The sequence below is a fragment of the Streptomyces sp. CA-142005 genome, from assembly GCF_050942335.1.
GTDB lineage: Bacteria > Actinomycetota > Actinomycetes > Streptomycetales > Streptomycetaceae > Streptomyces.
In genome coordinates, this window is sequence record NZ_CP192078.1 from 9,889,406 (window position 1) to 9,902,556 (window position 13,151).

General features: G+C 68.0%; 12 protein-coding genes. 6 read left to right on the forward strand and 6 right to left on the reverse strand.

What is annotated here, in order from left to right; translation table 11 throughout:
- The first annotated feature begins 62 nt into the window (after positions 1–62).
- Positions 63–2,837 (forward strand): AAA family ATPase, encoded by a 2,775-nt coding sequence (locus ACQPXS_RS45820; RefSeq protein ID WP_433455421.1) that lies wholly within the window; start codon positions 63–65, stop codon positions 2,835–2,837.
- Between the two features lie 1,208 nt (positions 2,838–4,045).
- Complete coding sequence (locus ACQPXS_RS45825; protein WP_433455423.1) at positions 4,046–4,777, forward strand: hypothetical protein; 732 nt, start codon at positions 4,046–4,048, stop codon at positions 4,775–4,777.
- 356 nt (positions 4,778–5,133) lie between these two features.
- Here ACQPXS_RS45825 and ACQPXS_RS45830 read toward each other — a convergent pair whose 3' ends face one another.
- Together ACQPXS_RS45830 and ACQPXS_RS45835 are read right to left on the reverse strand one after the other, a co-directional pair.
- Positions 5,134–6,378, reverse strand: coding sequence for a sensor histidine kinase (locus tag ACQPXS_RS45830; RefSeq protein ID WP_433455425.1), 1,245 nt, complete (start codon positions 6,376–6,378; stop codon positions 5,134–5,136).
- Positions 6,379–7,078: 700 nt separating this feature from the next.
- Positions 7,079–7,756: a response regulator transcription factor gene (locus ACQPXS_RS45835; protein ID WP_433455428.1), complete on the reverse strand. Its 678-nt coding sequence runs from the start codon at positions 7,754–7,756 to the stop codon at positions 7,079–7,081.
- Between the two features lie 168 nt (positions 7,757–7,924).
- Between ACQPXS_RS45835 and ACQPXS_RS45840 the strand changes: the two genes are divergently transcribed.
- Positions 7,925–8,266, forward strand: coding sequence for a hypothetical protein (locus ACQPXS_RS45840; protein ID WP_433455430.1), 342 nt, complete (start codon positions 7,925–7,927; stop codon positions 8,264–8,266).
- A gap of 53 nt (positions 8,267–8,319) precedes the next feature.
- Here ACQPXS_RS45840 and ACQPXS_RS45845 read toward each other — a convergent pair whose 3' ends face one another.
- From ACQPXS_RS45845 to ACQPXS_RS45855, 3 genes are all read right to left on the reverse strand, one after another.
- A complete protein-coding gene (locus tag ACQPXS_RS45845; protein ID WP_433455432.1) occupies positions 8,320–8,724 on the reverse strand; it encodes a hypothetical protein in 405 nt (134 codons plus the stop codon).
- Between the two features lie 202 nt (positions 8,725–8,926).
- Positions 8,927–9,586, reverse strand: coding sequence for a TIGR03086 family metal-binding protein (locus tag ACQPXS_RS45850; protein WP_433455434.1), 660 nt, complete (start codon positions 9,584–9,586; stop codon positions 8,927–8,929).
- 346 nt (positions 9,587–9,932) lie between these two features.
- Positions 9,933–10,841: an MBL fold metallo-hydrolase gene (locus ACQPXS_RS45855; protein ID WP_433455436.1), complete on the reverse strand. Its 909-nt coding sequence runs from the start codon at positions 10,839–10,841 to the stop codon at positions 9,933–9,935.
- Between the two features lie 330 nt (positions 10,842–11,171).
- Here ACQPXS_RS45855 and ACQPXS_RS45860 point away from each other — a divergent pair, with 330 nt between their 5' ends.
- A complete protein-coding gene (locus ACQPXS_RS45860) occupies positions 11,172–12,059 on the forward strand; it encodes a helix-turn-helix transcriptional regulator (RefSeq protein WP_433455438.1) in 888 nt (295 codons plus the stop codon).
- A 302-nt stretch (positions 12,060–12,361) separates the two neighbouring features.
- Here ACQPXS_RS45860 and ACQPXS_RS45865 read toward each other — a convergent pair whose 3' ends face one another.
- Entirely contained in the window at positions 12,362–12,487 is a 126-nt protein-coding gene (locus tag ACQPXS_RS45865) for a hypothetical protein (RefSeq protein WP_433455440.1), read from the reverse strand.
- A gap of 24 nt (positions 12,488–12,511) precedes the next feature.
- Between ACQPXS_RS45865 and ACQPXS_RS45870 the strand changes: the two genes are divergently transcribed.
- Positions 12,512–12,916, forward strand: coding sequence for a nuclear transport factor 2 family protein (locus ACQPXS_RS45870; RefSeq protein WP_433455442.1), 405 nt, complete (start codon positions 12,512–12,514; stop codon positions 12,914–12,916).
- A 6-nt stretch (positions 12,917–12,922) separates the two neighbouring features.
- Positions 12,923–13,150, forward strand: coding sequence for a hypothetical protein (locus ACQPXS_RS45875; RefSeq protein ID WP_433455444.1), 228 nt, complete (start codon positions 12,923–12,925; stop codon positions 13,148–13,150).
- The last annotated feature ends 1 nt before the right edge of the window (position 13,151 follow it).

Here is a 13,151-nt window from a genome sequence, read left to right on the forward strand (position 1 = left end):
CACCCGGATCACCTCGGCCGTGTGCGGCCTGTATTCGGCCGGGTGAGGGTGGCGTTTCCGCGATGGCCCGCAAGGACACGAACGTGATCGGGCGGCAGGAGGAGCTGTCCCTGCTGCGGGAACTGATCGCCCCGCCCCACAAGGAAAGCCACGTTCTGCTGCTCCTGGGCGATCCGGGCCTGGGCAAGACCGTCCTGCTCGCCGAAGCCGCGCGCGAGGCCAGGGCGGCGGGGATGCGGGTGCTGGCGACCACCGGCCGGGAGTCGGAGCAGGACCTGGCGTTCGCCGGGCTGCACCAGCTGCTGCGCCCGGTACTGGACCGCGTGATCGGCCTGCCAACCCGCCAGGGTGAGGCGCTGCGCGGTGCGTTCGGGCTCTCCGACGACCCCGCGCCGCCCGACGCCCTACTCACCGGGATCGCCGTACTCACCCTGCTGTCCGAGCTGTCCGACGAGCAGCCGCTGCTGGTGGCAGCCGACGACATGCAATGGCTGGACCGTGCCTCACTCGACGCGCTCGCCTTCGCCGCCCGGCGCCTGGAATCGGAGCAGCTCGTGCTGCTGGCCGGCACCCGCGGGAACGTACCTCCCGCTGGTTTCGAGCGGGACCTGCCGCAACTCCTGCTGCGACCGCTCACCCGGCAGGACGCTGGCCTGCTCCTGGACGCGCAACCGCGCCCGCCGCACGGCCGGCTGCGCGAACAGGTGCTGGCCCAGGCGGCTGGCAACCCTCTGGCGCTGATCGAGCTGGCCAGGATGATCTCCGTGGATCCCGACGCGGGGCGCCGATGGACCGCCGAGCCGCTGCCGCTGACCGAGCAGCTGACCGCCCTCATGGCCGCCCAGTACGCCACCCTGCCCCCGGCCACCCGATCCGCGCTGCTGCTCGCCGCGGCCGCCGACAGCCCGGACCTGACCACGGCGGTACCAGGGCTTTCCGCCGACGCGCTCGCCCCGGCGGAAGCGGCGGGCCTGATCCGTCTGGACACGTCAGGCCCGCGGTTCGTCCATCCGCTCACCCGGTCGGCCGTCTACCATGCCGCGCCCTTCGCCGAGCGGGCCGCGGCGCACCGACAGGTCGCGGACGCGCTTCGCGACCAGCCCGACCGCCACGCCTGGCACCTGGCGGCCGCCGCGCTGGAACCCGACGAGCACCTGGCCACGCTGCTTGAGGACAGCGCGGCCCAGGCACAGCGCCGCGGCGGCACCGCCGCGGCGGCACACGCCCTCGAACGCGCCGCCGAACTCAGCCCCGGCGAACCCGACAAGGCCCGGCGGCTGCTGGCCGCCGCCGAACTCGCCCTGCCCGCCGGACACGCCGACTGGGTACGCGAACTGGCGGGCAAGGTACTCACGCTGACCTCCGACCCGGACCTGCGCATCGCCGCCCGGCTGGTCATCGGCTGGTCGCTGCTGTGGTCGAACCGCAACGCCGACGCGCTCGACACACTCCTGTCCGTCGTCGCCGAGGCATCCCCGAGGCTGCCGGCCATCGCGTGGCAGGCCGCCTGGATGGCCGCCACGGTCGCCCACCAGACCGGACTCCCCGAAGTCTGCGCCAAGGCACGTGCCGCCCTCGACCTGCTCGACTCCCGGACCGTGCCACCGCCGTCGGCCGAGGACCCGCCCGCCGCCCGCGCCGACGAGTACCGGATCTGGATCCGGGCCTGCACGGACCCGTTCGGCGAAAGAGCCGACATCGTCCCCCGCCTGCGGCGCGCAGCGGAAGGATCCCTCTCGGACCCGGGTACGTTCGGTGCGGCGGCCTGGGTCCTGGACGAAACCGAACTGGCGGTCAGAGTGCTGCGCGAAGCCCTCAGCCGGCTGCGCGCCCCGGGCGTCCGCGGTGCCAGCGGCGGCGTGCTGTCGGCACTGGAATGGGCATGCGTCGACAGCGGACGCTGGGACGACGCACTCACCGCCGCCCGAGAGGCGGGCGACATCGCCGCCGCCTACAAGATGGAAACCGTCGCGGGCTCGGCCGACCTCACCACGGCCGTCGTGGCGGCCATGCGCGGCGAACACGACCAGGTGGCACCGCTACTGGCCCGCGTGCGCGCCGCCGTGGACACCTCCGAATACCGCGGGTTCGCCGCCAGAATCCGGCAGACGGCAGGTCTCGCCGCGCTGGCACAAGGCAACTACGTGACCGCGTACGCGCAGCTCAGCCAACTCTTCGCCGCCGACGGCACACCCCTGCACCACCACTTCTCGTACCTCGCCGTCGCCGACATCGCCGCCGCGGCGATGCGCGCCGAACGGCGCCTCGAAGCACGTACGTTGCTGGAGCGCGCACTGGCCCGGGTGGACCCCGAGCCCGGGCCGCGCCTGGAACAACTCGCTGCCCGCGCCCGCGGACTGCTCGCCGAGCCCGACAGCGCCGAAGCACACTTCGCCGCGCCCCTGGCCGATCCCATCGGAGACACGTGGCCGTTCGAACGGGCCCAGCTTCAGCTGGACTACGGGGAATGGCTGCGCCGGCAGCGACGGATCAACGACGCCAAGCCCGTCCTCGTGACCGCCCTGGAAACCTTGCGCCGTCTGGGCGCGGCACCGTGGACCCGGCGCGCGGAATCCGAGCTGCGGGCCTGCGGCGTCACCGTGCAAGCCCCGCAGGCCGCCCCGGGCGCGCTGGACGGCCTCACTGCTCAACAGCGCGAGATCGTCATCCTCGCCGGACACGGCCTGACCAACGGCGAGATCGCCGACCATCTGTTCCTGTCCCCCCGCACCGTCGCCTCACACCTGTACCGCTCCTATCCCAAGCTCGGCATCGCCGGCCGCCACCAACTCCGCGACCTCATCGACCAGCAGCGCACACCACGGTCCGGCCGCTAGCACGCCGACCACGCCGACGATCCGGCAGCCGTCGGGGAGCGTGTCCGCCGCGTCTGTCCTGTCAAGGGCGCTTTCGGCGTCGTCTGCGGCGTGGCCTTCGGCCACTCTTGGCCGCTTATGCCGGCTCGGAGTTTCGGCCGCGGAGTTCGAGACCTTCGTTCACCGATCGGCGGCGGGTTCGCCGACTTCGGCCGGACCCCAGGGATGAGCCGGGCTGGCGGGAGGACTACCCGATCCGCCGGTGGAACGAAGCCGTCATCGAGACGAGCAAAGGCTTACTCAACGCGAACAGGACTGCGGCAGGGACCCAGCCGGGAAGGACTGGGTTGCCGCCGGGCTGCGAGCACGCCGAAGACCTTCTCCGGGCCACCAGGCCGCCTGGAACCCTGGCGCCTCAGACTCCACAGCGCACCGCTTGCTCGTAGACATCGACGAGCTCGGACATTCGCAGATCACGAAGGTCCGCGCCCACGTAAGCCCGTCATGCGGGTCGCTCGCTGCATCCGTGACCTGGCGCCTTTCCCTGGGGCCCCTGGCGGGCGAGCAGCAGCTGCGGGTCTCCTGAGACTCGAACATCTGGCTGCCCGCAGGGGAATCGAAAGGCCGTCGACACGGCACATCACACATTCAGAGGATGTTGTGGTCCGCGGGATCGGGAAAGCATGCCGGTGTGCATCGGCGACCAGCCGACAAGTGGCGCTCGAACTGCAGGCAAGAACGGTGGCACGGCTGACACCGACGGATTCGGAGCCAAAGGAGATGGGCGAGCCGAATGGGGAGTGTTCCGGGTGATGGCGGGGACTGCAACCTCGTCCGGGCGTCAGCCTTTCGAACCAATGGTCGACAGTGAGTCGCCCAAGACCTGCGGATGGAACACCCGGCCTCTTCATCCCGTGAGCACGGTCAGATGGCGATGACTTCGACCGGGTGTTCGCACGCGGCGTGATCTACGACGGCGTGCCCCTGTACCCCGGTGAGGGGTCCGAGGGTGTACTGGATGCCTGACGAGAGAGGCTGCTGACGCAGCCCGGCGCGTCCGAAGCCGCGCCGCGGCAAGCCGCCAGAACACGAAGCTCGGCGATGTCCCCGGACGGCTCATCATCGAGACCCGGGAGTACCCCTACGCGGGCGAGGCCGAATGGCCACGAGAGAAACTCCAGCCAACCTCGTCAGCACCTTAGCCCAGCACCTCGAACGGAGAACACCACATGAACGACCTCTTGCAGTTCGTCCTCAAGGCCCATGGGGGGCTGGAGCGATGGGAATCGGCGACGACCATCCACGCCAAGGGCGCGATCGGAGGGTTCTTGTGGACTCGTGTCGGCCAGGAAGGCGTCCTGGCCAACGCCGACATGACCGTCGATGTCCACCAGCAGCGGCTGGTCTTCGCAGGCTTCACCGGCCCTGAACTGTCTGGAGTTTTCACGCCCGATCGCGTCGAAATCCGCGGGAAGGACGGCACTGTCGTCGTAGACCGGGTAGCTCCACGTGAAGCCTTTACCGGACTTGGCCAGGACGATCCCTGGGACGAACTCCACGTGCTCTACTTTGCCGGCTATGCGCTGTGGAACTACCTGACGGCCCCGTACCTGCTGACGCATCCCGGCGTCGAGCTGGTCGAACTGGAACCGTGGCGCGAGTCGGGAGAAGACTGGCGGCGCCTGCAGGCCAGGTTCCCGCAGGACCTGGCCACGCACGCCACCGAGCAGTTCTTCTACTACAACAGTTCAGGACTGCTCCGGCGCCATGACTACGCAGCCGACGTGCTGGGCGGGTCTCCAGCTGCGCACTACAGTGCCGATCACACCACAGTGTCGGGGTTGGTCTTCCCGACCCACCGGTATGTCGTACCTGTTCAGGAGGACGGGCAGGCGCTGCCTGAACCGATCCTCATCTCCATCGACTTCTCCGAAATCTCTGTCGACTCGCGGCAGGGTTAGCCGACCGAACGACAGAGGTGAATCCCGGTGGCGACGTCAATGACAACCAGCATCGTGGAGACGGGACCGGGCTTCCGTGAACCCGATGCAGCGTCTGCCAGCACTGGTTGCGGCACCGAGCGAGGTCGAGTACGGCGTTGGCTGCGCAGCCATGGTGGACGAATGCCCGCGTGGCTGTCCTGACGGCTGCCACGCAATCACGGACGTCTTGGAGTGAGGCATCCTTCGCCGGCCTTCTGTCCGTAGAGCTCCCGGTCCAGAGGGCGTATGCGCTGGCGCTCTTCGGCTACCGCTGGAAAGCGGCTGACCTGATTTCACGCGTCCAAATGATGCCGACACGGCACGCGGCGACAGGGTCAGGAGGCCGGCGGCAGGGTCAGGGTCAGCCGGGCTCCGGGCTTCTCGGCAAGGGGCGGCTCCACTTCGAGCGTGCCACCGTGTGTGGCCGCGATCCCGCGGGCGATGGCCAGACCCAGGCCGCTGCCCCCTTCGTCACGGGTGCGGGCGTCGTCGAGCCGGGTGAATCGCTCAAAGACCCGTTCACGGTCCTCGAGGGGAATACCGGGCCCGTCGTCGGCGACTGTCACGGTGACCTTGTCGGAGCTCGCGGTGATCTCCACGGTGACGATGCTCGCGGAATGACGGAGCGCGTTGTCGACAAGGTTCGTCACCAGCCGAGTGAGTGCGCTTCGGTTACCGACGACGGCGACTGCCGTCTGCCCGTCGGTAGCGGGACGGTCGAACACCACGGGCCGCTCCGGGTACTGGCTGGAGATCAGATCGGCCAGGAACGAACGAAGCTCTATCCGCTCGGTCTTCGCTGGCCTGGGGCTGGCGTCCAGCCGGGCGAGCAGGAGCAGATCGGAGACGATCTCCTGGAGCCGGACTGTGTCGTTCAGCGCGGCGTCTCCGGTCTTTGGCCAGTCGGTGGTGGCGGGGTGTGCCAACGAGAGTTCCAACCGGGTCCGGAGCGTGGTAAGCGGGCTACGCAACTCGTGGGAGGCGTCCGAGGTAAAGGTTCGCAGACCGCCGACAGCGCGCTGCAACTGGTCCAGGGTGTCGTTCATCGTGCCGGCCAGTGCGGAGATCTCGTCCCCGGAGCGCGGGTCGGGAACCCTCTGGGCAAGGTTGGTCGCGGTGATTTCCGCGAACCTGCCGCGGATCGCCTCGACCGGGCCCAGCGCGCGGGTCATCGCGGACCAGGTCAGTGCCGCTACCAGGGCCACTACGCACAGCAGGGCGGGGACGAACAGCCAGAGCATGATCCGCAGCGCGTCACGTTCGGAACGCATATCCGGGGCCGACCGTAGGACGTAAATGCCCTCGGCGGTCAGCACGGTGGCCGTCTGGCCCTTGACCTCCACGACCTTCACAGGCACAGGGTCGTGGGGAACTCCGGACGTCGGGATCAGAGTTGCCGTTTCGGACCCCGACGATCCGGTACTTCCCGGCTCCCGGGTGGCGATCACGCCGTACACCGTCGCGGTCTTGAGAACGTCCGCCGCGGAGGTTCCGTTCTCCAACTGTCTGACCGTCTGGTTGATGACTTTGCGGGCGTCACGGCTCGCGTTCGCCGCCAGGTCACGGTGCACTGCGTACATCAACCCCGCCGCGCAGACTCCCAATACGACTGCGGTGACCAGGGAGACGACAACCGTCGCCCGGGCTCGCATGCTGCGTGGAAACAGGCCCGGGACCCGGAGGTTCCTTGTACGACGCCGCATTGCCGAAGCCCTCTCAACAGTGAACGCACCATCGAGGGCCGTGCTGCCCGGCAGCGGCCCCTGATGCGTTCACATCACAGTTTGCGGCAAGGCTACGCCCGGCATCCGTGAGACCGCTGAAGGGCGTCTTCAGCGTTTTCAGCAGGCCTTCAGCAGTAGCTGAAGAGAATCTTGAGCGTTCGGTCACGAGCGGTCCGCGTCTCCCAACAGCGGTGACGGGCGTCTCATGAAGGAAAAGAAAGGGCAGGGCACGAGCAGCGTCCTTCGAGGACGCGGCGCACCGTGGTCATGGCCGTCGTCGCGGCAGCTGTACTGGGTCTGACATCGGCCGCGGTCGTCGAGGTCACAGGAACCGCAGGGTACGAGCGTCGTGCAGATGCGTGAACTCAGCAGTCGGCTGAGGCGCTAGAGGTGAGACCGGCCGAGGGCTTCGTTTTCCACGCGGCCTTCACCTGGCCGACTGCGCCCATACTGACGACCGGGCGACGGCAGGGCGCCACGCCCCGCTCCGGCCGCGGCCCAAGCCGTGGGCGTGCGAGCGTCGACAAAGCCGGGGCTGCGAAGGGCAGCCGCGCCGTCACGCTCCGTCGGAGCGGAGCCGGTAGGCCCGGCCGGGCACGGTTTCGATGCTGGCCCGGCCGAAAGGCCGGTCGATCTTCCGGCGAAGCGCACTGACGTAGACCTCCACGATGTTCGGACCGCCTTCGTACGCGCTGTCCCAGACCCGTTCGAGGATGGCCGTCTTGCTGACGGCGACGTCCGGGGCCGCCGCGAGCAGGGCCAGGATGTCGAACTCGCGGACGGTGAGGGCGATGTCGGTACCCGCGCGGCGGCACCGGCGGGCGCCGGTGTCGATCTCCAGGTCTCCGAAGTGCTGCACGGCCTGACGTTCGGGGCGTGTGCGCCGTATCAGGGCACGCAGCCGGGCGCTGAGGATGACGAAGGAGAAGGGTTTGGTGAGGTAGTCGTCGGCACCGGTCTCCAGGCCCTCGGCTTCGTCGTATTCACCGTCCTTCGCGGTCAGCATCAGGATGGGGGTGTTGTTGCCGGTCGTACGCAGGTGGGAGCAGACCTTGTAGCCGTTCAGCCTGGGCATCATGATGTCGAGGATGATCACGTCGTAGGTGTCTGCCGCGGCCTTCGTCAGGCCTTCCAGGCCGTCACTGGCGGTGTCGACGGCGAACCCTTCCGCTCGCAGGCCCTGTTGGAGCAGTTCCACGAGCCGGGCGTCGTCGTCCATCAGCAGCACGCGCATGCTGTGCATCTTGCCCCATTGCCTGCGTCGGGCGCTGAAGAGGTTCTTCAGGACGTTCAGTGGCTCTTCAGGCGGCGGGGGCGAGGGTTGGCCCGTACTCGTCCTCGAGGGGCCGGGCCGGGCTGAGGCTGGCTTCGCCGTGTCCCTCTCTGATGAAGGAGCTAACCCATGACGATGCATTGGCGCAGCTTCACGCGTCGGCGCAATGTGGTGATGGCCGGTGTGGTGACTGTACTCCTCGCCTCCGGCGGGGTGGCCGTCGCCGCCGCGGTGCCGCAGCACTCGACGCACGCGCAGAAGTCGCACTCGACAGAGACCGTGCTCACTCCGGCGTACCGGCACAGGTCGCACCCGCTGGAGCCGGCCGGCGGCGGGGTGCACCCGCACCCGGTGCCGCCCACCCTCACCGAGGTCCCCGGCGCGCGACCGCACCACGTTCAGCCCGGGCAGCCCGTCCCGATCTCGGGTACCCCCGTCACCGAGGATGAAGGACACACATTGAAGCGGTAGCAGACGGCTTGCTACCCCACCCCAGGGGCCGCTTCAGTGGTCCCAGGGTCGCTTCACTGGCGCCCGGCCGGATCTCTCCTCCCGCCCGGGCGCCTTGTGTTCGGATCGGTCGAGGCCGTTCGCTGCTGTTTCCTGTTCAAGGCCATCACCACTGCGGCCAGCGCCAACGTCGTTCCCCGCCCCTGGCGTCCGAGTCGGCCTGTCAGGGATCTGCGGTTCTGCTTCCTCACCTGTTCGTACGAGAGATCGGCATCGGATGCGTGGCTGCAGCGCCACCGAAGCGGCATCAGTGTGACGGCGTAGCCGAGTTGGATGAGTCGGCAGACGAGCCTGCGGGCCTGCCGGAACTTGCGGATGTGGCTGATGAAGTGGCCGACGCCGAGGTCCTGGTAGGGAGTGTCCCAGGTGAGGATGTGCCAGACGGCGACGAGGATAGGCGCACTACCGGCCGTGAGCATACGAAGGTGGCGGCCGGCCCCAGCATTTTAGTGGGGTCGGCCGCTGTCGTTTCTCTCAGACCAGGGCTCAAACGCTGGTGCAGCCCGCGTGCCCGGCTGAGAACTCCCGCACCACCGTAGCTCGCGTGATCGATGGACCAGTCGTACGCGAGGCAGGACGGTTCGCTGGCGATGAACGCTCGGTGAACCGTCGGGCAGACCCTTAATGCGCCGCTGGTGTCCATCGGGGGTTTCTGCCACTGAGGGCCAGTGCACGGTCGAGCGCAGGTGCGTCTGAGTCTTGGGGTACTTCGTCACCCAGGAGGCCGAGACCGCGCATGCGGGGTGCCTCACGCGAGTATGTCGCGAACGTGGCTTCGGCCAAGGATGCGGGAATGGCGCGCCGTTGTCCGGTGGCTGCTGTCATATCCCAGGCATGGACGGTGAATTCGGCGATCAGGATTCCGCCGAGCGCGGTCGCGGGCATGGGCGGTCCGCCGAGGGCGGCCTCTCCCTCCCACGCTGCCGGCTCGGACCAGGCCCTGGCCGCCGGTTCCGCTCTGGCGGCCAGCAGCAACGCCCACTCGGACTCCGGCCGCCCGGCGAGGAGGGGTACCGGGTTCGCGGTCAGCAGGCTCGGATCCGATGCCGTGCGTGTGCCCGCGTCTCTCGTCATCAGGAGCATCATGACGAGGTGATTGACGAGGTCTTTCACCGTCCACGCCGAACACGGCGTCGGGCTGTGGTACTGGTCGCCCAGTGCACCGCGGACAGCGTCCACGACCAGATCGATACTCTGCGTCAACTGCTCCGCCCTCGTCGCTGGCAGCAGCATGCGGCATCCCTCCTTCTCACGCCCCACGCCGAGGCGAATGATGCTCATGCGGTGGCTTGCTGGATGATGTCCCAGAGCCGGGAACAACGTCTGGTGTGTGACTCGCCCGCCGGGATCTGCGGCGTATTTCGGATTGCGAGGTCGGCTGCGCCCTGGTTTTTGGCCTTTTCGTGGCCGCTGGGTGGTTGCATGGAGTGGCTCTTCGTCAGGTTGGGGACCACAATTTCAGCTGTGTCTCCGCATGCACCTTGACTCCGTTCACATGCCCGCTAAGTAGGGGCGAACATGCAGGTCCGAGCCCCGCGAGCCTGTACGGACCGGAGTTCCATGGCGCATGTCGTGTCGGGCGTAAATGCAATCACCGCAGTTCGCCCCTCATCCGCAGGGTGTCGTCCTAGTCGATGAAGACGCTCCACGCGGTGGCGTTGAGGTTGTCGGCGAGGAAGATGTCGGTTCCTCCCAGGCGCTTTTCCCAGGACGGCATCAGCTCGGCCGCGCGGGCGACGACCGCATCCATCCAGACCTTGAGCCCCGCCTGCTTGTTGTTCGCCGGCACCTTGGCGGCGGCCGCGGCCTCCTCCAGGTCGACCGTCCGCAGCGCCTCGCCGGCAGCCTTCCGCAGGTCATGGATGTACTCCCGGTTCGTCGCGACGTCCTCGGGCGTGCCGGGCAGAGCCATGTGGCCGGTCACGACGGTCTCGAAGTCGTACTCCAGCAGCTGGTCCATGGCGTCGAAGTACGCGGGCACGTGTGCGGAGTAGTACAGGCGGAAGAACGGCGCGTTCTTCGGACTGAAGCTGTCCATCGCTCCCATGAGCTTCAGCTCCGGCAGGTGGATGAACAGATTGCCGGCCTGGTGCCAGTCTCCCGTGTAGTCGAGGACGAACCGTACGCCGTCGATGTCCATCTCCTTGCGCCGGCCGCTGAAGGTCTCGGTGGGCAGGGGGCGCCGGTCGTCGTTCTTGACCTCCTTGATGAACTGGCCGGTGATCTCATGGGAGATGATCTTCAGTCCGTCCCGCTTCAGCAGGTGAGCCGCCCCGATGTGGTCGGCGTGCGCGTGGCTGTAGATCAGGTGCGTGACCGGCTTGGGGGTGACCGACTCGATCGCCTCCAGCAGTTTGTCCCCCAGGAACGGTGAGGCGTCCACGAGGACGACACCGTTGTTCGTCTCCACGAACATCGTGTTGATCATCCCCTGGGTGACGAAGTGGGCACCGCCACCCAGGTCCCTGATGACGTACCCGGTCTCCGGGATGTCCGGGCCCAGGGCGAAGTCGGGCATAGGTGCGAACTCGGTCATGGTGATCTCCTTGCGTGGCCCGTCCCGGGGACGGGGGCGGAGGGTCTCTTGTGATGGCGTTCCAGGGGCGGTGCGAGGGCTGACTAGGGCCTGGCCTGCGGCGGCGTGCTCCTCGAGGGGACACTAGGCCGGTACAGGACAGCCGGTCCTTTCTCCAGCCCCCGTGCGGGGAGGTCCTCCGGCGACCTCGCCAGAGAAAATCATCCCTTTTAAACCAGCATGACCCATTTTGCCTACATGTGGATGCTCCAAGGGTGCCCTGCCGAACCTAGGTCTGACTGGTCCACCTTCACCGGTCCGTCACCGTCCTGTGGGATGCACACTGGCCGCATGAACCGCAACGGCGAACTGGGTGACTTCCTGCGCTCGCGGCGGGCCCGTCTGCGTCCCGAGGACGCGGGGGCGGCTTTCGGTGGCGGCGCACGCCGGGTCCCCGGACTGCGCCGCGAGGAGGTCGCCCACCTGGCCGGGGTGAGCACGGACTACTACGCCCGTCTCGAACAGGGCCGGCACCCCCACGTCTCGGAAACCGTTCTGGAGGCAGTGGCCCGCGCCCTGCGCCTGGACGACACCGAACGCGGCTACCTCTTCGAACTCGCCCGGACCAAGCCCCCCGGCACCGACCGGCACCGTCCGGCCGGGGTACCGCGCGTGCGTCCGGCCATCCACCAGATGCTGGACGTCCTCAACGACGTCTCACCGGCCCTGGTGCTCAACCACCGCAGCGACGTCCTGGCAGTCAACCACCTGGCCAAGGCGCTGATCACGGACTTCGACGCACTGCCGCACCGCGACCGCAACTTCGCACGGTTCGTCCTGCTCCACCCCTCCGCCCGGGACCTGTTCCAGGACTGGGACCAGATTGCGGAGGCGTTCGTCGCCAGTCTGCGCCTGGCCGCCGGACGCCATCCCGACGACCGCGTGCTGAACGAACTCGTGGGGGAGCTGTCCATCAAAGTTCCCGAGTTCTCCACCTGGTGGGCCGGCCACCGCGTGGACCAGTGCGCCCACGGCACCCAACGCCTCGTTCACCCCGTGGTCGGCGAACTCACCCTCACCTACGAAACGCTTGCCCTGCCCGCCGACCCTGACCAGAGCATCGTGCTCTACACCACCGAACCCAGCTCCGCCTCCGCGGAAACACTCCGCCTGCTCGCCAGCTGGACCATACCGACGAACACACACGAGGCCGCCCCCTCTCAGGTGCCGTACGGCTGATGGGGAACCGGCAGCCCATGACTGACGGGGACTTGAGGTCATGAAAGCTGTCCAGCGCCTCCAGCGCCACGCCGCGAGGACAACACCGAGGTTCGCCATCGGCGAGGCCGAATGCCAGGCCCTCGGCCGAGCCGCGGCAGCAGCGGTCCCAGTGGCCTAGCGCATGACATGACCTCCGGGCCAGGGAAGGTTCATGCACGCAGGTCGGCGGCACGCATAATGCATTTGTCCCAGCAAGGAACAAATGATGCACTCCGCACCTCGCACCGCATCGCAGCAGTCCCTGGGCCGTCTCGGAATCTTCAGCCCACGAACTGCGCTCCGAAGACCCGGCACTTCAAGAACAACGGCGACGCGCGGCAGCCGAGCTTGAAGACCTCGGCTTCGGCGCGATCTGCCTCGGGGGCAACAGCAGTCGAAGCAGCCATGACACCCATCCTCTGGAGCACGACATGTCCACACCCGAGAAGAACAAAGAACTCGTTCTGACGGCCTTCGACACGCTCTTCGGCAAGCGCGACTACGCAGCAGCCAAGGAGTTCTGGTCCGAGGACTACCTTCAGCACAGCCGGCACATCCCGCCGGAACGGGAGGGCCTGTTCAACCTGGTTCGCGCCCTGCCCGCCACACTGCGCTACGACAACCAGTTCGCGGTCGCCGAGGGCGACTACGTGATGCTCTACGGCCGGTACTCCGGCACCGGCGAGGCCGCCTTCGTCGTGGCCGACGTCGTACGTGTCGAGAACGGCACACTGGCTGAACACTGGGACGTCTGGGAGGACGAGGCGACCCTCGCCGAGTCCGCAAGCGGTCTGCCGATGTTCGGCGACCACTTCCCGCCCGACCGGGCGAGGTAAGCCGAGATGACCGGCACCAATCGCCATTTCCTGCTCAAGGCCCGCCCGGCCGGTCCCTTTGAGGATTCCGACTTCGAGCTCGTCCAGACCCCCGTTCCCGTGCCCGGCAACGGCGAGCTGCTGGTCAAGGTCACACACGTGTCGATCGACCCTGCCATGCGCGGCTGGATGAACGCAGGACACGTCACTCCGGTGGACATCGGAGCGGTCATGCGGGCGATCACGATCGGATAGG